Origin of the sequence: Paraburkholderia phymatum (assembly GCF_040965635.1) — a bacterium.
GTDB classification, from domain to species: domain Bacteria; phylum Pseudomonadota; class Gammaproteobacteria; order Burkholderiales; family Burkholderiaceae; genus Paraburkholderia; species Paraburkholderia phymatum_B.
Map to the genome: position 1 here is coordinate 1 of NZ_JBFRCH010000053.1, position 19,789 is coordinate 19,789.

Below are 19,789 nucleotides of genomic sequence, written 5' to 3' on the forward strand. Positions count from 1 at the left end.
AGGACCTGGGCGAGCTGGAAGCGGCGGCGAAGAGCTACGGCAAGGCGCTCGCGCTGGCGCCGGATTACGCGCAGGCGTACAGCAACCTGGGCCATGTGCAGCGCGAGCAGGGGAAACTGGACGAGGCAATCGGCAGCTATCGCCAGGCGATCGCGTTGCAGCCGGATCTGCGAGCGGCTCATCATGGCCTGAGCGCGGTGCTGCGCGCCCGGGGCGATCTGGCCGGTGCTGCCGCGGGTCTGCGTCATGCAATCGATGCCAGCGATCCGCACGCGCACAACGATCTCGCCAGTGCACTATGCGAGACGGGCGACCTGACGGGTGCGGAAGCGCATTGCCGGATCGCGTTGAGTCTCGATCCCGGGTTTGCGGTTGCGCATAGCAACCTGGGCGGCGTGCTGAGACGGCAGAAGCGTTTTACGGAAGCCATCGAAAGTTGTCGCCGTGCGATCCAGCTCGACCCGCAATTGGCAGCAGCCTATGGCAATCTGGGCGACGCCTATTTCGGCAGCGAAGACTTTCCCGCCGCGGCGCTCAGTTATCGACACGCGATCGATCTGAACTTCGCCAACGCCGATGTGCACCACAATCTCGCCGTCGTGCTCTTCAGGCAGGATCAGGTGGACGAGGCGCTGACGAGTTGTCGCGAGGCGCTGTCGTTCAAGGAGGCGACGGCCCAGATGCACGCCACCTTTGGCGACATCCTGAGCGCAAAGTGGAAGATCGGCGAGGCGCTCGACAGCTATCGGCGCGCAATCGAGCTCGATCCGGGCCTGCGCTTCGCGCACATGGGGCTGATGTTCAATCAGGCGAGCTGGAGTCGTTGCGAGCCCGCGCAGTTGCTCGCGGACTCGTGCCGTTTTGGGCGGAGCATGGCTCTCGAAGCGAAGCCGCGCGTGCATGAACCTGTTGCTGCTGTAGCACGTCCGTTGCGCGTCGGTTTCGTCTCGGGCGATTTGCGATCCCATCCTGTTGCAGTATTCATCGAAACTCTGATGCGCGAGCTCGATCCGCAGCGTGTGCAGATCGTTGCCTATTCGGCCCAGCCGTCAGGCGACGAGACGACGGCGCGGCTGAAGCCTTACTTCACAGCATGGCGCGAAATCGGCGAACTAAGTGACGAAGAGGCCGCCAACCTGATCGAGCGCGACGGTATCGACGTGCTGCTCGATTTGAGTGGCCATACGAAGTTCAACCGGCTGCCGCTTTTCGTATGGAAGCCGGCGCCCGTACAGGCGACATGGTTGGGCTACTTCGCCACGACGGGCATTGCGGAGATCAACTATATCCTCGGCGACCGCCATGTCTTGCCGGTCGAAGAGGAGTGGCATTTCACGGAAAAACCGTGGCGTCTGCCCGACAGCTACCTGTGCTTCACACCTCCGCCGGAGACCGTCGACGTGAGTCCGCTACCAGCGGACACCCAACGCGCCATCACATTCGGTTGCCTGAACAATGCAAACAAGCTCAACGACGGCGTCGTCGCACTGTGGGCGCGCGTGCTTCTCGCGATACCGGGTTCCAGACTTGTGCTGAAGTCGGCGCAATTCGGACAGGCATCGTTCTGCGAAAACATGACAGGCCGGTTCGGAATGTATGGGATTACTGCCGACCGGATCGTTCTGCTCGGCCAGACTTATCGCGAGCAACATCTGCAGACGTATCACCTCATGGATATCGCGCTCGATCCGTTTCCCTATCCGGGCGGCACGACAAGTGCCGAAAGCCTGTGGATGGGCGTGCCTGTCTTGACCCGCAAGGGCGACCGGTTCCTTTCGCACGTCGGCGAAACTATCGCGCATGCCGTCGGCATGCCGGAATGGATCGCGCGGGATGATGACGAGTATGTGGCGAAGGCCGTCGCATTTGCTCGCGACATGGACGCATTGCGAGTCTTGCGCGGCACGTTGCGGGAGCGGCTGCTTGCGTCGCCGCTCTGTGACGCGCGCCGCTTCGCGCGTCACTTCGAAGATGCGATGGCCGGAATGCACGCGTCCGTCGTGAAGCCTGCGTCTCGCACTGGCTGAGCCTGGTCCTGTGTCGTAACGGCGCGCTATCGATAGACGCCGCGTCGATGTCGATTCCTGTCCACGAAAAAGAAAATGTCTCACATCGAGAGTTCGATGTGAGACATCTGCGCCGTCGGACCTGTGCTAATGCAAGCGTGCTGTCGAGTGCTTCAACGAAGATGCGTCGACATCATGCCCGTCGCCTGGTATTGCCGTGCCGCTTCGATCTTGCTGACGGCAGCGCTTTGCCGTGCGGCAAGCTGGTCACGCCCCGCTTCCGCTTGCTGCATGATAGCCGCGTCGATACGTTGGATTTCACGAATCATTTTCAGCGCTTCGGGTGTCTGGTCGGCAGTCAGGCGCATGAGCAGCGGCGAGCGCTTTTCGGCCAGCTGCGCAGCGGTCGTATATGCGCCTTGCGAAATAGCGTCCTGAAGCGCGTGCGTGAGTTCGTACGCAAGCGACAGGGATTTGTCGATCATGCCTTGCTCCGATGTCTGGATTCCCGCGCGATCACTTGTTCGCCGCGAGCGTACCGGAACTGTTGGAGCCGCCGAACAGTTGCGTAAGGTATTGGGTGTTGCTCTGCATCTGCGCCATCAACGTGTTCAATGCGGTGAACTGCGCATTGTATTGCGCGGTGAGGCTCGTCTGATAGTTCTGCAAGTTCGTGGACTGGTCCTGCAGGTTCTGCAGGTCGGTGTTGAGCGCGCTGGTGCGCTGGTCGATGACACCCGAGGCTTGCGTGTACGTGTTGACCAGATTGTTCAGCGTGACGCCAATACCGTTGGTCGTATTGAAGACTGCGGATACGGCGCCGCTATTGGACGTCAGTGCTGTTTGCAGCGCGGTCGCGTCCACCTGCAGCGTGCCGTCCGGTTGCAGGTTGATGCCGATCGACGATAGCGACACTGTCTTGCCGCCTGTCGTCACGCCGCTACTGATCGCGGTTGCGAGACCGCTCGTGATCGAATTGAGCATGGAGTCGCCGAGCAGCGGACCCGCCGTCGACGTGCTCGTGTCGTACGAAGCCAGCGACGAAGCCGTCGTGACGAAGTTCTTGTACGCCGTGACGAAATTATTGATTGCGGTGGTGGATGCGCTCGTGTCGTTGGCGATTGCGACCGTCTGTGTCGTACCGACTGCTGCCGACGAGAGGTTGATCGTCACGCCCGTTAACGCGCCCGTAATCGTATTGCTTGCGCTAGTGACGGTGTTGCCGTCGATCTTGATCGATGCGTCCTGCGCTGTTGTGACGGTCGTGTATCCGCCCGTCAGCTTTGCGTTGACACCCGTACCGGAGACGGAAACGGTATTCGCCGCGCCCGTTGCATTCGACTGGAAAACGAGATGCTGGCCGTCGGCCGCCGTCAGCACGGTTGCGGTGACGCCCGGATTGCCCGAAGCCGAGTTGATAGAAGCAGCGATGTCCGAAAGCGACTCGCCCGCCGTGACGTTCACCGTCAGGGGACTATTGCTGCCAAGCGTGATGTTCAGCGAACCTGCTGCGATGCTGTCCGAACTGGTGATGGCCTGGGACGAAATCTTGCTCGCAGTCGCCAGGTTCTGAACCTGAATCGAGTAGTTCCCGGCCGTTGCTCCCGTTTGGGTGGTAACGGTCAGGCCACTGCCACTCGGCGTCGCCGTCAGCTGCGACAGGGACGAGCCGTTAGCAAGGCCGGTGAGCGCGGTTTGCAGTGCCGACAACGCGGACTTTATCTGCCCGATCGCCGACAGCTCGGTATTGTCTTTCGTCTGCTTTTTCGAGATCGTGCTTGCCTGACCGGCCGTTTTTGCCGTGACGAGTGCGGATACCAGCGAATCGACGTCGAGCGTGGACTTGGTTGAACCACTGATGATGGACTGTCCCGCCTGGGAAATGACGCTGTTCAGGTCGGTAGAGCTGGTAGATGTCGCCGTCGTGGTCATGCGGTGCTCCGTTCTCGGTCGCAGGAGGTACGCGAGGCAGCGCTGCAATGCGCTGATTTCCTAATGCACTTCGGGAGGCATGCCTCCCGAAGCGACAAAACTGCTTTAAGTTGCCGAGGCCGCATGGCTGCGGCCGGCTATCGATGCGCGACCCAAAGCGAGCCGCGCCTCCATTCTTACTGGAGGAGCTTCAGGACTTGCTGCGGCAGCGAGTTGGCTTGTGCCAGCACCGAGATACCAGCTTGTTGCAGCACTTGAGCCTTCGACAGGTTCGCCGTTTCCGTCGCGAAGTCTGCGTCGGTGATCTGCGAACGTGCCGCGCTCATGTTGGTTGCTTGCGTCTGCGTCGTGGTGATGGCAGCCTGGAACGTGTTCTGCGTTGCACCCAGCGTTGCCTGGAAGGTGTTGACCTTCGTCAGCGCCGTGTCGATCGATGCCATTGCCGTTTGCGCGGCCGTCGCCGTCGAAACGCTCAGCGTGTTGACGCTCAGGCCCGTCGTGTTCCACACCGTCGTGCCGAAGTTGATGCTGATCTGCTGGCCCTTGAATGCGCCGATCTGGAAGTTGACCGTGCCTGCGTTCGACAGGATGCTCTGGCCGTTGAACGTCGTCTGGCTTGAAACGCGATCGATTTCAGCCAGACGCGTTTGAACTTCGGCGTCCAGGTTGGCCAGTGCGTTCGAATCCAGCGAGCCGTCGCCAGCTTCGACTGCGAGTTGGCGGATACGCTGCAGGTTGTCGACCGTCGATTGCAGTGCGCCAGCGGCCGTCTGCACCATCGAGATACCGTTGTTCGCGTTCGCGGCGCCTTGCGTCAGTGCGTTGATCGACGCGGTTTGCGACGTCGAGATCGCGAGACCTGCCGCGTCGTCTGCAGCCGTGTTCACGCGCTTGCCCGACGAGAGGCGGTTGATAGCCTGCGACAGCGCGCTTTGCGAGCCCGACAGGTTATTCTGCGTGGTCAGCGACAGAATGTTAGTGTTGATATTCAGCATTTGCGTCCTCGTTTTGTAAAACGCCTCGGAGATAGGCTGTTTTGGCTGGGCGTCGCGCTCGACTAGATGCATTGCGTCGCCGCCTGTCCTGGTTGACGGCGTGGTCAGAAGAAAACTTTAGGGGGCATTTCGCGAAATTTGGGGGCTTATGATTCGCGCCGCCGCGCGGCCAGGCATCGGCATCGCGTGGCGATGCCTGGTCGCGAGCGGGTGTATGCCTCGCTTTTCGCCTTTCCCGTTTATGGTGATCTCATGCGCAAACGCAACCTCGGCAAGTCGCATCTGCAGGTCGTGCCGCTAATGTTCGGCGGCAACGTGTTCGGCTGGACGGCCGACGAAGCCACCTCGTTTTCGATCCTCGACGCATTGACCGACGCCGGACTGAATTTCGTCGACACGGCCGACGTCTATTCGGCGTGGGTGAGCGGCAACCACGGCGGCGAATCGGAAACGATCATCGGCAAGTGGTTCGCGAAATCGGGCAAGCGCGACAAGGTCGTGCTGTCGACGAAGGTCGGCATGCTGGCAAGTCGCAAGGGACTGTCGGCGGGCAACATCCGTGCGGCCGTCGAAGATTCGCTGCGGCGCTTGCAGACCGATTACATCGACATCTATTTCTCGCATCTCGACGACGAGGAGGCACCGCTCGCTGAAACGCTCGGCGCGTATCAGCAGCTAGTCGAAGCGGGCAAGGTGCGGGTGATCGGCGCGTCGAACCATAGCGGCGCGCGCCTCCTGGAGGCGTTGAAAGTTTCGCGGGACAACGGGCTGCTGGAATACCAGGTGATCCAGCCGGAGTACAACCTGTACGACCGCGCGGCATACGAGACCGACCTCGAGCCCGTTGCGTTGGCTGAACGGCTGGGCGTCGTGTGCTATTACAGCCTTGCAAGCGGCTTTCTGTCGGGCAAATACCGTTCGCGCGAGGATCTCAAGAAGAGTGCGCGCGGCGCCAAGGTCGAGGCGTATTTGAACGAACGCGGCTTCGCGATACTCGATGCGCTGCACGAGATTGCGGCGCGCCACCACAGCACGCCGGCTTCCGTGGCGCTCGCATGGCTGATCGCGCGACCGGGCATCACGGCGCCGATTGCCAGCGCAACGTCCGTCGAGCAACTCGAAAGCCTCGTCGCGGCGGTGGATCTGAACCTCACGGACGCTGATCTGCGCGCGCTGAACGATGCAAGTGCCTGAAGCGGTTCGCTAAAATGATGGTCTGTGGGGCGGTTTCCTGATATCATCGAGAGTGAATTGAGATCTTTGCTCGTTTCGTCATGGGTTACTGGTGGCGAAACGCTAGCTAGGCGCGGCGCTGCAACGTGCGCTGCCCGCGTTTCGCGGTGAACTCCCACCTCTCTTTTCCGGCCTCCGTGGCCGCTTTGCCTCTCGTTTCAGTTGTGCTTCGCCAGAGTCTGGAACGACCGGAGGGCCGGCGCGTGAGTGGGCTAACCGCCACGCCATCAACCGTATCAAGCGTATTTAGGAATTACATGACGACGATTCTTCTGAAAGAAAACGAGCCGTTCGAAGTGGCAATCCGCCGCTTCCGCCGCGCAATCGAAAAAAATGGCCTGATCGCGGAACTGCGTGAGCGCCAGGCATACGAAAAGCCGACGACGGCACGTAAGCGCAAGAAGGCAGCTGCAGTGAAGCGCCTGCACAAGCGCCTGCGCAGCCAGATGCTGCCGAAGAAGCTGCACTAAGCACGCTTCCTTCCGGCACGCGAAAGCACGCCAAACGGCGGTGTGAGCTTCGAAAGAAGCCGCACCGCCGTTTTTCGTTTGGTGTGTCGTGTTCGAGTTATCGGAAGAGAAGGCGCGTGGATCGGATGGTCTGCCGCGGCGCGCACCGATCACCACGTGCCCCGGTGTTGCAACGACGCGACGTGAAAGGGCGCTCCGGCCCGCGCAAGATCGGCGCCGGATACATCACTTCGAATTCTTCTTACGCCCTTTCTTGCCGAGTGTCGCGCACCGCATATGGCAGGCGCAGTCGAGCTGATGGTCGTTGACCATGCCTACCGCCTGCATGAACGCGTAGCAGATGGTCGTGCCGACAAATTTGCAGCCGTAGCGTTTGAGCGCCTTGCTGAGCGCATCCGACACTTCCGTCGACGCGGGCGCGTGCTTGTAGGTGGTCCACGTATTCTGGATCGGCGTGTTGTCGACGAACGACCACACGAAATCCGCGAATGAACCGTGCTCCGCCTGGATCTGCTTGACGGCCCTGGCATTCGTCACCACGGACTCGATCTTGCCGCGATGGCGCACGATGCTTTCATCCAGCACGAGCGCGTCGAGCTTTTGCGCCGAGAAGCGGGCGACCTTGTCGATCTCGAAGTTGGAAAAAGCACGTCGGTATCCGTCGCGCTTGTTCAATATCGTCGACCACGATAGCCCGGCCTGCGCGCCTTCGAGCACCAGCATCTCAAACAGATGCTGGTCATCCCGCGAGGGGACGCCCCACTCCGTGTCGTGATAGTGTGCGAGCGCTTCGCTCGTCGCCCAGTTGCATCGCTCGTCAGCCACGTTCAGGCTCCTGCATGGTTGGTTGATCGCCCGTCGATCGGGCCACGCCAGAATAGCGGAACGGAATGGGGCCGCAACCTGGCCATTCGGCTAATTGTCGCGAACGGGTAGACCTGCCACGCTATGCCGTAACACACCACTGAGCATATCGATGAATCAAAACCTCTATCTGATCGGCGTCGACGGCGGCGGCACCGGCACGCGCGTCGTGCTGGCGAACGCCGCAGGTCGCGAACTCGCGCAAGGCACGGCCGGACCGTCGGGACTCGGTTTGGGCGTCGAGCGCGCCTGGGAAGCCATCCTGTCCGCGAGCGCGCAGGCGTTCGAGCGCGCCGGCGTGGTTGCGGACTGGTCGCGCTGCGTGCTCGGCTGCGGCCTTGCGGGCGTCAACAATCGGGACTGGCTCGCTGCGTTTTGCGCGAAGGCGCCTACGGTGGCCGGACTCGCGATCGAAAGCGATGCCTACACGACGCTGCTCGGCGCACACAGCGGCGAGCCGGGCGTGATCGTCGCGCTGGGAACGGGCAGTGTCGCAGCCGTGCTCGATCGCAGCGGCGCAAGCCGCATGGTCAGCGGCTATGGCTATCCGTCTGCCGACGAAGCCAGCGGCGCGTGGCTCGGCTTGCGTGCGATCGTGCACGCGCAGCAGGCGCTCGACGGCCGCGTCCCCGCTGACGAATTCTCGAAAGTGCTAGTCGAGCGTGTCGGCGCAACCGATCGCGACGGGCTCGTCGTGTGGTTGTGCGACGCGAATCAGACGGCTTATGCGAGTCTTGCGCCTGTCGTCGTCGCGTATCGCGAGCACCCGTTCGCGGCGCGGCTGCTCCAGCAAGCCGGCGAGGAGATCGCCAAGATGATTGCCGCGCTGGACCCTTCAGGAGAATTGCCTGTCGCGCTGTGCGGCGGGCTCGGCAAACCATTGAGCGAGTATGTGCCAGCGCCATTTCGCGAGCGTCTGCGCGAGCCCATTTCGGATTCGGCGCACGGCGCGCTGCAACTCGCCCAGCGCGAGGCCGGGCGAATCGGCGCCGGGTAAGCGCTTCAAAGCCGGACAAGCGCCTCGATCGAGAGCCGTTGGAAGGGCATGCGCCCAGGAGGCGATAAAATGGATGCTTTCAGACGTCGCCTGCCCGCCTTCCCATGTACAAAGTCATCGCCAGTGATCTCGATGGAACGTTGCTGAACAGCAACCATCAGGTCGATCCTTTTACGATCAGCACAGTACGCGTGCTCGAATCGCAGGGCGTGCCCATCGTGATCGCTACCGGGCGCCACTATTGCGATGTCGCTGGCATTCGCGACGTACTGGGCATCCGGCCGTATCTGATCACATCGAACGGCGCACGCGTTCATGCGCCCCACGATGAAATGATCTTCGCCGACGATCTTCATCCGAACGTCGTCCAGCAACTGGTCAAGCCGGAGATTGCGGGCGAGCATGGGCGCGTGATCGTCAACCTGTTCGCCGATCGGGAATGGCTGATCGATCGCGATGCGCCGCACCTGCTGCACTATCACCAGGATTCGGGCTTCACGTATAACGTGATCGACCTCCAGCAGCACGACGGCGCCGACATCGCGAAGGCGCTTTACATCGGAGATCCCATCGATCTCGCCGTGGTGGCAGGCAATCTTCAGCGTACGTTCGGCGACGCGCTGTATGTCACTTACTCGCTGCCGGATTGTCTCGAAGTGATGACGGCAAATGTGTCGAAGGGGCGGGCATTGCAATTCGTGCTTGACCGGCTGAATGTGCCGACGGCGAAGTGTGTCGCGTTCGGCGACAACATGAACGACATCGACATGCTCGAAACGGCCGGCCATCCCTTCATGATGAACAACGCAAATCCCGATCTGATTGCGCGTCTGCCAAACGTGCCGCGCATCGGCAACAATTTCGAAGCGGGCGTCGCACACCATCTGCGCAAGCTCTTCGAACTCGATGACGAACTGACTGCGTAAACTCGCAACGTATCCGATTCAAATGGCGCGCGGCCCGTAACGGCACGCGCGCCATGCAAGGCTTCGAGGAACTGGCGTTTGAGTGCGCCCGAACTGGCGTCGAGATACTACCGACGTCGTCTGTCTCAAGTGCACCGATCCCCCGATCACGGCCTCGTCTAAGCCTTAGTCGTGATACCCCCAACCGCGGCCGTTCTCGTTCCAGTGGTTGCCATGGTTGTCGTTCCAACGGTTGTCGCGATCCCAGCCGCGGCCGCGATTCCAGTCGCGGTCGTGTCGATAGCCGTCGTAGCGATGGTCGCCCCAGTACCGGTTGCCGTAATAGACGGGTTGCGGAGCCGCGTACATCGGCGCCGGTGCGACGTATGCCGGAGCAGGCGCGCCAAGCGACAGACCGACGCTCAGATTCGTGTGCGCCTGTGCGACACCGCATGCGCCAGCGGCGAGCCCAGTTGCGACGACCATGTGAGTGACGATGCGCTTCATGTTGCTTCTCCCGTGAATGCGGCGTGTTTGCCGTACAGGTTCAATCTACGCGTCGTCGGTGGGCGAGACTGCGACAGGTTGTTACGAAGTGAAAGCGTGCAATGGCGCCGCGAAAGCTTCCCAATGCCGGACTCGCCGATGCCGACATGCGAGCCGCAGTGCCACACGCAGGCCCAGTCCTCGCGGGCCAAAGGCTTGATCATCCTTCAGCCGACTCGCTCATATCGGTGCAGTAAATGCGACCGTAAACCTGCCTTACATTTGAACCATCTATTAATGCAGGGGCGCCTCGTCCGCAAATAAAAACGGGGCGCCGCGGCGTCCCGTTTTCTATCAGACGGATCAACGGACTTCAGGCGGTGGCCCGCGTACCTTGCGCGTCTACGGCTTGCCGGGTGTCGCCCGCGACGAGCGGATACACGATGCCCGCGATCACGGCGCCGACAATGGGCGCGACCCAGAAGAGCCACAACTGGTCGACGGCAGCGCCGCCGACAAAGAGCGCCGGCCCCGTCGAGCGCGCCGGATTCACCGACGTATTGGTGACGGGAATCGAGATCAGGTGAATCAGCGTCAGGCACAAGCCGATCGCGATAGGCGCGAAGCCGGCGGGCGCACGCTTGTCGGTGGAGCCGAGAATCACGAACAGGAAAAATGCCGTCATCACCGTTTCGCAGACGAATGAAGCCGGCATCGCATAGTGGCCCGGCGAGCGCTCGCCGTAGCCGTTGCTGGCGAAGCCGCTGGAGACCAGATGGAAGTCCGCGTTGCCCGAAGCGATGACCGACAGCACGTAGGCGCCGAGCACGGCGCCGATCACCTGCGCGACGACGTACGGCACGAGGTCGCGTGCCGGGAAGCGCCCAGCGACGGTCAGCCCGACGCTCACCGCAGGATTCAGATGACAACCGGAAACATGGCCAATGGCATAGGCCATCGTCAGAACAGTCAGGCCGAACGCGAGCGACACGCCCACGAAACCGATGCCGAGGCCGTGAACAGGACCTGCGAAATTTGCCGCAAGGACTGCGCTACCGCAGCCACCGAGAACGAGCCAAAAGGTGCCGAACAGCTCCGCCGCAAGGCGCTTGAAGAGATTCATCGTGTGTAATCCTAATAAGTGCGTGGAAATTCAAGAATGGGAAGCACGCGCTCCAAGCGCTTGCGAGCGGAAATTTTAAGCACCGTAGCGGAAATGGAGTGTCAAGAATTGTCATTCACGAACGCGGAATTATTTCTTGATAAAACGCTGGCTCTTTGAACGATTCAATCGGATTTAATAAATTACTCAGACGAAAACTTTTGATAGATGCATTCATCTCCATTGCGAATTTCGTTTGCACGGGCTAATCTCCGTGCTAACCACTTTAGAAAAAAGAGGGGAGCCCAAATGTCGCAATACGCAGATCTCAAGGCGCAAATCGCTCGCTTGCAGGCCGAAGCGGACGAAGCGCGCCGTCATGAAGTCGGCAATGTGATTGCCGAAATCCGCCAGAAAATCGCGGAATACGGACTGAGCGCCAATGACCTCGGTTTTGTCGAGGCGGCCCGCCGCGGGCGCCCGCCCAAGAAGGCGCCGCTGCCCGCCAAGTATCAGGATCCGAAGTCGGGGAGCACGTGGAGCGGCCGGGGAAAGCCGCCCAAATGGATTGCCGGGAAAAATCGCGAGCGCTTTCTGATCGGCGAGGCGTAATCAATCAGACGATGAAAGCCGCTTGAAGGTGATCAGGCTGTATGCGCCAGTGCGGATTCGCTAAATGCGCGCAAAAGGGTCCAGGCATGAGGGAACACTGACTGCGTTAAGACGGATTTAAGAAAGCGTTTCCACTGCCCGTCGAGTTCGGATCGATCGGAATAAAAAAGCCGCCCAGGGAGGCGGCTTTTTTCTGGAAGCGATTCAAATGGAGGCTTGAATGGTCGCGCAAACGATTGACATGAATAATTTACGCGTCCATTGCGCCTTCCGGCAGAGTTGACCGATGAGGATCAGCCCACCGCCACACGACGCAGCATCGGGCGGCGCGTTGCTTCGAGGAGCGCCGTGTAGCTGTCGACGTAGTTCTGCGCCATGATCTTCGAGCTGAAGCGGCGTTCGAACTGCGAGCGGATCTCACTGCGAGACAGTTCGTCGATCCGCTGCAGCGCTGCGACGGCACCCTGCACGTCCTCGCAGATGAAGCCCGTCACGCCGTGGTCGATCACTTCGGGCACCGAACCGCGGTTGAACGCGATCACTGGCGTGCCGCACGCCATCGACTCGATCATCACGAGGCCGAACGGCTCCGACCAGTCGATCGGGAACAGCAGCGCCTTCGCGCCCGACAGGAACTCCGGCTTCTGCGCCTCGTTGATCTCGCCGATGAACTCGACGTGCGCCTGCGACAGCAGCGGCTCGATTTCCGTCTTGAAGTATTCCTGGTCGACCTTGTCCACCTTGGCGGCGATCTTCAGCGGCAAACCGCTTTGTGCAGCGATCTTGATGGCTGTATCGACGCGCTTTTCCGGACAGATTCGGCCAAGGAACGCCAGATATTCCGGCTTCTTGTGGCTTTGCGGCGTGAGCAACTGGTCCGGCAGGCCGTGGTAGATCGTGTTGAGCCAGTTCGCCTGGTGCAGCGGCAGACGCTGCGAATCCGAAATCGAGACCACGGGCGCGTCCGTGAACGTGTCGAACACCGGCTGCAGTTCCGGCAGATCCAGACGGCCGTGCAGCGTCGTCACGAACGGCGTGTCCAGCGTCGAAAAGAGCGGGAACGGCAGATAGTCGAGGTGAAAGTGCAGCACGTCGAACTCGTGCGCGATCTTGCGCACCCGCTCGAGCAGCAGCATGTGAGGGGCAAGCGCGTCGCGGATCGTCGGATCGAGACGCAGCGCGCGCGGCCACGCGGCTTCGAGCTTCGCGGACGTCATCGAATCGCCGCTCGCGAAAAGTGTCACATCGTGACCCAGATCGACCAGCGCTTCGGTCAGATAAGACACGACGCGTTCTGTGCCGCCATAGAGTTTCGGTGGGACAGCTTCATACAACGGCGCGATTTGTGCGATTCGCATGCGTGATCTCCTTTTGCAAAGGGCTTCGCGCCGCGCTGCATGGCGGGTGGCAGGAAGCGGAAGCCTGTCGGACGGTTGGGCGCGGTGTGCCGCCGCCCGTCGCAGGAAACCCGATCGGGTTATCCCTAACTGTCATTATCGGGATTGGGCGCGCCAATTCGAGCTATTTTTCAAACACTTAACGTTGTTACAGCGCGAAACATGATGCGTAATAAGTGCACGGATGCTACCGGAATGCTCACCGTGACCGGCATCCAGACAATATCCCCCTCACTTTGCGCCCGATGTCGCAGCATGTTGCGCCATGCTTTCGTCCGACGTAATCGTGCATTCCCGAACGTATTGGCGCGAAACTGCTTGGTCGGCTTCCAGATATGAGCGCATAATCCGCTTCCCAATCCTTTTTGCGCGCACTCGCGTGCAGGCGGCTTGCGCTTTCAATGCGCTTTATGTCGCTTCAGATTCCCCGTCGAAAATTTGTAGGAAAAAGACCTACAGAAATCCTGGATTTTTCCGTCAACCAATTGAGGCGGATGTCCGATTCCCATCGGCTGGCCCTTTCGAGAAAATGCATGCTGACCATAAGCGTGCCGTTCGCATTTTTTTAACGCGACCGAGCAAACGTTTTACATAGGCCTGACCAGCCAGATCGAATCGGGGGATTCATGAGCGCTCAAAGCGACATGCTCAATGAAATTAGGGAAGTGAACTTGTCGTATCTGCTGCTTGCCCAGCGTCTGCTGCGCGAAGACAAGCCAATGGGCATGTTCCGCATGGGCATCTCGGAGCAGCTTGCCGACGTGCTCGCCAATCTGTCGCTCGCGCAGACCGTCAAACTGGCCGCGTCGAACCAGTTGCTGTGCCGCTTCCGCTTCGACGATCACCAGATCCTCTCGTCGCTTGCCGACAAGGGCAAAGCGAGCGTCGTCGCCCAGGCTCATTCCGCAATCCTGATGGCTGGACAGCCTGTCGAGCAGATCGGCTGACGCCGGCCGGCGCGCACGCGCCGAAGACACGCAGACAGACGCAATCCTATGCGCGCCGGCGACGGCGCTCTTTCACCGTTCCCGCCGCAGCGCCGCATCGCGCGCCGAAGAGGCGAAACGGGCCACGGACGCGGGAAGCGAGGCGGATGGCACAAAAAAGCGTGGTGCTCGAAGTCAGGGAGATCACCCTGGCGATTGAACTGATCGAACTCGGCGCGCGTCTGCAGTTGCTCGAAGCGGAAACGACGCTGTCGCGCGACCGGCTCACCAGGCTGTACAAGGAAGTGAAAGGCGAGTCGCCGCCCAAGGGCATGCTGCCGTTCTCGACGGACTGGTTCATGACGTGGCAGCCCAACATTCACTCTTCGCTGTTCTACAACATCTACCGGTTCATGTCCCTGCGGGGCCGCTGCGAGACGATCCATTCAATCGTCAAGGCGTACCGGCTGTATCTCGAACACGTGCGGCTGCACCTCGACGAGCCGGTGCTGAGTCTCACCCGCGCGTGGACGCTGGTGCGCTTCTTCGACTCCGGCATGCTGCGGACGACGCCCTGCACCCGCTGCCGCGGGCATTTTGTCGCGCACGCGCATGACCCGCATCGAGACTTCGTATGCGGGCTGTGCGCGCCGCCGTCGCGTGCCGGCAAGACCCGCAAAGCCGCTGACGCCCACGGCGGCGGAACGCAAGCGCCCGTCGGCAAGCTGTCCGGCGTGGCCGCGGAAGCCCTGCCGGGCGGGGCCGAGGCGTCCCGGTGAGCGCGCGCTGCGCCACATGATTTGCATGCGCGGCGGCTGATTTGCACGCGCTCGCGCATCCTCTGGTTAACACCGCCCCGCCCCCGAATTCAATCCGCCAAAGTTTTCCAATCGTTTGCCGTAAACCTGAATAACGACGGTCTCCGTCGACTTTCGTGAGGGCTCGGCAGTGCTGATTTTCGTGGGAACACTCGTTACGCTGTTGTCCGTCTTCGGCGGGTACGCGCTTGAGGGCGGCCACCTGGGCGCGCTCATGCAGCCCGTCGAAGTGCTGATGATCGCTGGAGCGGGTCTCGGCGCGTTCATCCTCGGCAACGGGATGAAGACGATCAAGGCTACGCTGCGCGTGATTCCAACGCTGTTCAAGGGCGCCAAGTACAACAAGGACGTCTACATGGAGCTGATGGCGCTCCTCTACGTCCTGCTGGCGAAGGCGCGCAAGGAGGGCACGCTCACGCTCGAAGCCGATATCGACGATCCGCAGAAGAGCCCGATTTTCACGCAGTACCCGAAGATCCTGGCGGACCATCACATCGTCGAATTCCTGACGGACTATCTGCGCCTGATGGTCGGCGGCAACATGAACGCGTTCGAGATCGAAAGCCTGATGGACGAAGAGATCGAAACGCATCACGCCGAAGGCGAAGCACCCGCGCACGCGCTGATGAAAGTCGGCGACGCGATGCCCGCGTTCGGTATCGTCGCGGCCGTGATGGGCGTCGTGCACACGATGGCCTCCGCCGACAAGCCGCCCGCCGTGCTCGGCGAAATGATCGCGCAGGCGCTGGTCGGCACGTTCCTCGGCATTCTGCTTTCGTATGGCCTCATCAGTCCGCTCGCGAGCGTGGCCGAGCAGCGCGTCAAGGAGTCGACCAAGATGTTCCAGTGCATCAAGGTCACGATCCTCGCGAGCCTGAACGGCTACGCGCCCGCCATCGCCGTCGAATTCGGCCGCAAGGTGCTGTTCTCGACCGAACGCCCGTCGTTCGCCGAGCTGGAAGAGCACGTGCGCCGCGTGAAGGCGAAGTAACGGCGGATACGGAGCGAGGAATCGGGCAATGAGCAAGGACAAGGACCGCGCAATCGTCGTCAAGCGCGCCGCGCCGAAGAAGGACGGCCATCACGGCGGCGCGTGGAAGCTCGCGTATGCGGACTTCATGACGGCGATGATGGCCTTCTTCCTGCTGATGTGGCTGCTGAGTTCGGCATCGTCGGCGCAGTTGAAGGGCATCGCCGACTACTTCAATCAGCCGCTGAAGCTCACGCTGTGGGGCGGCGACCGCAGCGCCGTCGATTCGAGCATGATGAAGGCCAGCGGCCGCGACATTTCGACCGACAGGGACGGCATCACGCGTCAGAGCGACGGCTCGACGAACCGCGCCGAGCACACGGCGATGCGCGCCGACGACCAGGCGATGCAGCAGCTGCAGGGCGCCGTCGAGCGCCACGAGCAGGTGCGCCTGCACGACCTGCAGGTGAAGCTGATGGCCGCGATCGAAGCGAACCCCGTGCTGCGCCAGTTCAAGCAGCAGATTCGCATCGACTCGACGCTGCAAGGGCTGCGCATCGAAATCGTCGACACGCAAAAGCGCCCGATGTTCGCGACCGCGCAGGCCGTCGTCCAGCCGTACATGCGCGACATTCTGCGGGCGATCGGCAGCACGCTGAACGACGTGCCGAACCGCATCGTCGTGCAGGGCCACACCGACGCCGTGCCGTACGCGGGCGGCGACAAGGGCTACAGCAACTGGGAATTGTCCGCGGACCGCGCGAACGCATCGCGCCGCGAGCTGATCGCGGGCGGCATGGACGAGACGAAGGTGTTGCGCGTGCTCGGCCTCGCGTCGACTCAGAACCTGAACAAGGCCGATCCGCTCGATCCCGAGAACCGGCGCATCAGCATCATCGTGCTGAACAAGCGGTCGGAAGAAGCAATGATGCACGACGACACGTCGTCGACCACCTTGTCGAACGACGCAGCCGGCGCCGGCAAGCCGCTGCTGCAAAAGATCACGCAACCCGCTCCGCAACCCGGGCCGCAACCAGCCTTGCGATCCGGCGTGGACGGTGTGAAACCCAGCTCGCAATCCGCTTCGCCGCCGCCGTCGCTTCACGCCGCAGCGCCTGAAGCGAAAGAGAACAGCGCGGCCGAAACGACCGTGGTCGAGCAAAGCGTGGCCGACAAGGGCGCGGCGCCGGGAACGGCGACGCAATGACAGACAGCGGATCGCGGACGCGCCCCGGACGGCGCAGCCGCGATTCATCGTGAGCGCAGTGAGGATGCAATGATCAGGCACATTCTGGCAATCGACGATTCGGCCGCGATGCGGCAAATCCTTGCCGCGACGCTGACGGGTGCCGGCTATCAGGTGACGCTCGCGGCCGACGGCGACGAAGGGCTCGAGAACGCGCTGGCGATGCCGTTCGATCTCGTGCTGACCGATCAGCACATGCCGGGCCGAACCGGCCTCGATCTGATCGCCGCGCTGCGCGGCAATCCCGCTTATCGCACGACGCCGATCCTCGTCCTGACGACGGAATCCGGCGAGCCGTTCAAGGCTGCCGCACGCGACGCGGGCGCGACGGGCTGGATCGAAAAGCCGCTCGACCCCGACACGCTGACCGAACTGGTCGCGGCGCTCGCGTGAGCGCGGCGGCGGGCAGGCGGCAAACGACAAATGGAAGTGGCATAGCAAGCCAGACAGGACTTTCGCGGTGACACAGGCATGACACTCGACATCACTCAGTTCTATCAGACGTTCTTCGACGAAGCGGACGAACTGCTCGCGCAGATGGAGCAACTGCTCCTGAATCTGAACGTCGGCCAGCCCGATCCCGAGGATCTGGCGGCCATCTTTCGCGCGGCCCACTCGATCAAGGGCGGCGCGGCGACGTTCGGCTTCACCGCGCTGACCGAGACGACGCACATTCTCGAATCGCTGCTGGACCGCGCGCGCAACAACGAGCTCGTGCTGCGCAAGGACATGATCGACACGTTCCTCGAAACGAAGGACGTGCTCTCGGGACAGCTCGCCGATTACCGCGCGAGCGCCGAACCCGATGCGGCCGTCGCGGCCGCGATCTGCGCGAAGCTCGAACGGCTGAACGCGGAAAGCCGTGGCGAGGCGCCCGCGCAAGCCGCTGCACCGGCACCGGCGGCGGCAGCGTTCGCCGCACCGGCCGTTGCGCAACCGGCCGCGAACGGACATGCGCCGGAACACGTTGTCGAACAGGCAGTAGAAGCCGCAGGCGAATGGGCAGGCAACGAACCGGCAAAGACCGGCGCTGCGCCATCCGACGCGGCCGCAGGACCCCATCTGAAAATTACGCTACGGGGCGTTGGGGAAAAGGACCAGGCACTCCTGACCGAAGAGTTGGGCAACCTGGGCCGAATCGTCGGACAGGTGAAGACAGGCGGCGACATCACGCTGTGGCTGGAATCCGATGTGTCGTCCGACGACATTGTCGCCGTGTGCTGTTTCGTGATCGACGAAAGTCAGATCGAGATTGGCCGCGGCGCGGCGCCAGCCAACGACGCAGCACAGGACGCGCCTCGCGCGCCCGAAGCCGCGCCCGTTGCGCAGGCGTCTGCGGGGGGCATGGCGAGCGGCGGCGCGGGGGCGCCTGCCGCAGTCGTGCAGTCGGCCGCCGCAGCTCCGGCGGCTTCAGCAGCGGCTGCGCCTGCCGTGGCTGCGCAGCCCGTCGTCGAGCCCGCTTTTCAACCGGCTATGGAGCAGGCCGCTCAGCCTGCCGCAGCCGCAATCGTTACACCCGCTGCGGAGGCGTCGCAGCCGGCAGCGGCCGCAGCGAAAGCCGCGCACGCATCCGTCGAAGGCGATCGCAAGGCGCGTCCGGCGGCAGCCGCGAATGCGGGCGAAGGCAGCTCGATCCGCGTCGGCGTCGAGAAGGTCGACCAGCTGATCAACCTCGTCGGCGAACTGGTGATCACGCAGGCGATGCTCGCGGAAACGACCAGCACGTTCGATCCGGCGCTGCACGACCGTCTCTTCAACGGCATGGCGCAACTGGAGCGCAACGCACGCGACCTCCAGGAAGCGGTGATGTCGATCCGCATGATGCCGATGGACTACGTCTTCAGCCGCTTCCCGCGCCTGGTGCGCGATCTGGCGGCGAAGCTCGGTAAGCAGGTTGAACTCGTCACCTTCGGTCAGGCGACCGAACTCGACAAGAGCCTCATCGAGCGCATCATCGATCCGCTCACGCACCTCGTGCGCAACAGCCTCGATCACGGCATCGAAACAGTCGAAGCGCGCAAGGCGGCGGGCAAGGATTCTACGGGCCAGCTCGTGCTGTCGGCGGCGCATCACGGCGGCAACATCGTGATCGAAGTGAGCGACGACGGCGCGGGCCTGCGCCGCGACAAGATTCTCGCGAAGGCCGCGAAGCAGGGCATGCAGGTCAGCGACACGATGACCGACGAAGAAGTCTGGAACCTGATCTTCCTGCCGGGCTTCTCGACGGCCGAGCAGGTGACGGACGTGTCGGGCCGCGGCGTCGGCATGGATGTGGTGAAGCGCAACATTCAGGCGATGGGCGGCCACGTCGAAATCACGTCGCACGCGGGCAAGGGCAGCACGACCCGCATCGTGTTGCCGCTCACGCTGGCGATTCTGGACGGCATGTCGGTGAAGGTGGGCAGCGAGATTTTCATTCTGCCGCTGAACTTCGTGATGGAGTCGCTGCAGCCGCGCGCCGACGACATCTACACCGTCGCGAACGGCGAACGCGTCGTGCGCGTGCGCGGAGAATATCTGCCGCTCGTCGCGCTGCACGAAGTGTTCTCGGTCGACGACGCGCGCACCGATCCGACGCAGGGCATCGTCACCATCATGCAGACGGAAGGACGCCGGTTCGCGATGCTGATCGATGAACTGGTCGGCCAGCAGCAGGTGGTGGTGAAGAACCTCGAAACGAATTACCGCAAGGTGCACGGCATTTCCGCAGCGACCATTCTCGGCGACGGCAGCGTCGCGCTGATCGTGGACGTGGCGGCACTCAATCGCGAATCGCGGGCATCGCACGGCGCGTCGCTCGCGTTCGCCTGATATTCAACTCATCCCAACT

The 19,789-nt window shown here is 62.2% G+C and carries 19 protein-coding genes; 12 read left to right on the forward strand and 7 right to left on the reverse strand.

The features are described 5' to 3' along the window. Positions 1–2,027 (forward strand): O-linked N-acetylglucosamine transferase, SPINDLY family protein (locus tag AB4Y32_RS37990; protein ID WP_368726202.1); only part of this gene is annotated, 2,027 nt, incomplete at its 5' end. A 152-nt stretch (positions 2,028–2,179) separates the two neighbouring features. Here the strand turns inward: AB4Y32_RS37990 and fliT are convergent. The 3 genes from fliT to AB4Y32_RS38005 all read right to left on the reverse strand — a co-directional run bounded on the left by fliT (position 2,180) and on the right by AB4Y32_RS38005 (position 4,933). Beyond that, entirely contained in the window at positions 2,180–2,491 is a 312-nt protein-coding gene (gene fliT, locus AB4Y32_RS37995) for a flagellar protein FliT (RefSeq protein WP_368726203.1), read from the reverse strand. A gap of 31 nt (positions 2,492–2,522) precedes the next feature. After that, positions 2,523–3,938: a flagellar filament capping protein FliD gene (fliD, locus tag AB4Y32_RS38000; RefSeq protein ID WP_368726204.1), complete on the reverse strand. Its 1,416-nt coding sequence runs from the start codon at positions 3,936–3,938 to the stop codon at positions 2,523–2,525. A gap of 176 nt (positions 3,939–4,114) precedes the next feature. Then, positions 4,115–4,933 (reverse strand): flagellin domain-containing protein, encoded by an 819-nt coding sequence (locus AB4Y32_RS38005; protein ID WP_368726205.1) that lies wholly within the window; start codon positions 4,931–4,933, stop codon positions 4,115–4,117. A 252-nt stretch (positions 4,934–5,185) separates the two neighbouring features. On the opposite strand from AB4Y32_RS38005, the gene AB4Y32_RS38010 reads away from it, so the two are divergent. Further along, positions 5,186–6,127 carry an aldo/keto reductase gene (locus tag AB4Y32_RS38010; RefSeq protein ID WP_368726206.1) on the forward strand — a complete coding sequence of 314 codons (942 nt, stop codon included), beginning with the start codon at positions 5,186–5,188 and terminating at the stop codon, positions 6,125–6,127. Between the two features lie 296 nt (positions 6,128–6,423). Then, positions 6,424–6,636: a 30S ribosomal protein S21 gene (gene rpsU, locus AB4Y32_RS38015; protein WP_007581560.1), complete on the forward strand. Its 213-nt coding sequence runs from the start codon at positions 6,424–6,426 to the stop codon at positions 6,634–6,636. 225 nt (positions 6,637–6,861) lie between these two features. Here rpsU and AB4Y32_RS38020 read toward each other — a convergent pair whose 3' ends face one another. Further along, positions 6,862–7,461 carry a DNA-3-methyladenine glycosylase I gene (locus AB4Y32_RS38020; protein WP_368726207.1) on the reverse strand — a complete coding sequence of 200 codons (600 nt, stop codon included), beginning with the start codon at positions 7,459–7,461 and terminating at the stop codon, positions 6,862–6,864. Positions 7,462–7,612: 151 nt separating this feature from the next. Here AB4Y32_RS38020 and AB4Y32_RS38025 point away from each other — a divergent pair, with 151 nt between their 5' ends. Together AB4Y32_RS38025 and AB4Y32_RS38030 are read left to right on the forward strand one after the other, a co-directional pair. After that, positions 7,613–8,497, forward strand: a complete 885-nt coding sequence (locus AB4Y32_RS38025; protein ID WP_368726208.1) for a BadF/BadG/BcrA/BcrD ATPase family protein — start codon at positions 7,613–7,615, stop codon at positions 8,495–8,497. 104 nt (positions 8,498–8,601) lie between these two features. After that, positions 8,602–9,423 (forward strand): Cof-type HAD-IIB family hydrolase, encoded by an 822-nt coding sequence (locus AB4Y32_RS38030; RefSeq protein ID WP_368726209.1) that lies wholly within the window; start codon positions 8,602–8,604, stop codon positions 9,421–9,423. 165 nt (positions 9,424–9,588) lie between these two features. Here the strand turns inward: AB4Y32_RS38030 and AB4Y32_RS38035 are convergent, their stop codons facing one another. Both AB4Y32_RS38035 and aqpZ read right to left on the reverse strand, forming a co-directional pair. Further along, the gene (locus tag AB4Y32_RS38035; protein ID WP_368726210.1) at positions 9,589–9,909 is read right to left on the reverse strand and encodes a hypothetical protein; all 321 of its coding nucleotides are present in this window, start codon (positions 9,907–9,909) and stop codon (positions 9,589–9,591) included. Positions 9,910–10,261: 352 nt separating this feature from the next. Next, a complete protein-coding gene (gene aqpZ, locus AB4Y32_RS38040; protein ID WP_368726211.1) occupies positions 10,262–11,011 on the reverse strand; it encodes an aquaporin Z in 750 nt (249 codons plus the stop codon). 288 nt (positions 11,012–11,299) lie between these two features. On the opposite strand from aqpZ, the gene AB4Y32_RS38045 reads away from it, so the two are divergent. After that, positions 11,300–11,602, forward strand: a complete 303-nt coding sequence (locus AB4Y32_RS38045) for an H-NS histone family protein (RefSeq protein WP_090870554.1) — start codon at positions 11,300–11,302, stop codon at positions 11,600–11,602. Between the two features lie 293 nt (positions 11,603–11,895). On the opposite strand, the gene AB4Y32_RS38050 is transcribed toward AB4Y32_RS38045, so the two are convergent. Further along, positions 11,896–12,960 carry a glycosyltransferase family 4 protein gene (locus AB4Y32_RS38050; protein ID WP_368726212.1) on the reverse strand — a complete coding sequence of 355 codons (1,065 nt, stop codon included), beginning with the start codon at positions 12,958–12,960 and terminating at the stop codon, positions 11,896–11,898. Positions 12,961–13,625: 665 nt separating this feature from the next. Between AB4Y32_RS38050 and flhD the strand changes: the two genes are divergently transcribed. The 6 genes from flhD (at position 13,626) to cheA (ending at position 19,770) form a co-directional block, all read left to right on the forward strand. Beyond that, positions 13,626–13,946, forward strand: a complete 321-nt coding sequence (gene flhD, locus AB4Y32_RS38055) for a flagellar transcriptional regulator FlhD (protein ID WP_087736326.1) — start codon at positions 13,626–13,628, stop codon at positions 13,944–13,946. A 146-nt stretch (positions 13,947–14,092) separates the two neighbouring features. Then, the gene (flhC, locus tag AB4Y32_RS38060) at positions 14,093–14,704 is read left to right on the forward strand and encodes a flagellar transcriptional regulator FlhC (RefSeq protein ID WP_368726213.1); all 612 of its coding nucleotides are present in this window, start codon (positions 14,093–14,095) and stop codon (positions 14,702–14,704) included. A gap of 169 nt (positions 14,705–14,873) precedes the next feature. Then, positions 14,874–15,734, forward strand: coding sequence for a flagellar motor stator protein MotA (gene motA, locus AB4Y32_RS38065; RefSeq protein WP_342940413.1), 861 nt, complete (start codon positions 14,874–14,876; stop codon positions 15,732–15,734). A 28-nt stretch (positions 15,735–15,762) separates the two neighbouring features. Then, positions 15,763–16,920, forward strand: a complete 1,158-nt coding sequence (motB, locus tag AB4Y32_RS38070; protein WP_368726214.1) for a flagellar motor protein MotB — start codon at positions 15,763–15,765, stop codon at positions 16,918–16,920. 69 nt (positions 16,921–16,989) lie between these two features. Beyond that, on the forward strand, positions 16,990–17,352 hold the full coding sequence (locus tag AB4Y32_RS38075) for a response regulator (RefSeq protein WP_368726215.1): 363 nt from the start codon (positions 16,990–16,992) through the stop codon (positions 17,350–17,352). A 78-nt stretch (positions 17,353–17,430) separates the two neighbouring features. Continuing rightward, positions 17,431–19,770 carry a chemotaxis protein CheA gene (cheA, locus tag AB4Y32_RS38080; protein WP_368726216.1) on the forward strand — a complete coding sequence of 780 codons (2,340 nt, stop codon included), beginning with the start codon at positions 17,431–17,433 and terminating at the stop codon, positions 19,768–19,770. The last annotated feature ends 19 nt before the right edge of the window (positions 19,771–19,789 follow it).

Bases quoted from the DNA above. Each gene is read 5' to 3' on its own strand.
- AB4Y32_RS38030 (WP_368726209.1), top strand. From the start codon at position 8,602: ATGTACAAAGTCATCGCCAGTGATCTCGATGGAACGTTGCTGAACAGC.
- flhC (WP_368726213.1), top strand. From the start codon at position 14,093: ATGGCACAAAAAAGCGTGGTGCTCGAAGTCAGGGAGATCACCCTGGCG.
- motB (WP_368726214.1), top strand. From the start codon at position 15,763: ATGAGCAAGGACAAGGACCGCGCAATCGTCGTCAAGCGCGCCGCGCCG.
- AB4Y32_RS38045 (WP_090870554.1), top strand. From the start codon at position 11,300: ATGTCGCAATACGCAGATCTCAAGGCGCAAATCGCTCGCTTGCAGGCC.
- AB4Y32_RS38075 (WP_368726215.1), top strand. From the start codon at position 16,990: ATGATCAGGCACATTCTGGCAATCGACGATTCGGCCGCGATGCGGCAA.
- rpsU (WP_007581560.1), top strand. From the start codon at position 6,424: ATGACGACGATTCTTCTGAAAGAAAACGAGCCGTTCGAAGTGGCAATC.
- aqpZ (WP_368726211.1), bottom strand. From the start codon at position 11,011: ATGAATCTCTTCAAGCGCCTTGCGGCGGAGCTGTTCGGCACCTTTTGG.
- AB4Y32_RS38005 (WP_368726205.1), bottom strand. From the start codon at position 4,933: ATGCTGAATATCAACACTAACATTCTGTCGCTGACCACGCAGAATAAC.
- fliD (WP_368726204.1), bottom strand. From the start codon at position 3,938: ATGACCACGACGGCGACATCTACCAGCTCTACCGACCTGAACAGCGTC.
- AB4Y32_RS38035 (WP_368726210.1), bottom strand. From the start codon at position 9,909: ATGAAGCGCATCGTCACTCACATGGTCGTCGCAACTGGGCTCGCCGCT.
- flhD (WP_087736326.1), top strand. From the start codon at position 13,626: ATGAGCGCTCAAAGCGACATGCTCAATGAAATTAGGGAAGTGAACTTG.
- AB4Y32_RS38010 (WP_368726206.1), top strand. From the start codon at position 5,186: ATGCGCAAACGCAACCTCGGCAAGTCGCATCTGCAGGTCGTGCCGCTA.
- AB4Y32_RS38025 (WP_368726208.1), top strand. From the start codon at position 7,613: ATGAATCAAAACCTCTATCTGATCGGCGTCGACGGCGGCGGCACCGGC.
- cheA (WP_368726216.1), top strand. From the start codon at position 17,431: ATGACACTCGACATCACTCAGTTCTATCAGACGTTCTTCGACGAAGCG.
- fliT (WP_368726203.1), bottom strand. From the start codon at position 2,491: ATGATCGACAAATCCCTGTCGCTTGCGTACGAACTCACGCACGCGCTT.
- AB4Y32_RS38050 (WP_368726212.1), bottom strand. From the start codon at position 12,960: ATGCGAATCGCACAAATCGCGCCGTTGTATGAAGCTGTCCCACCGAAA.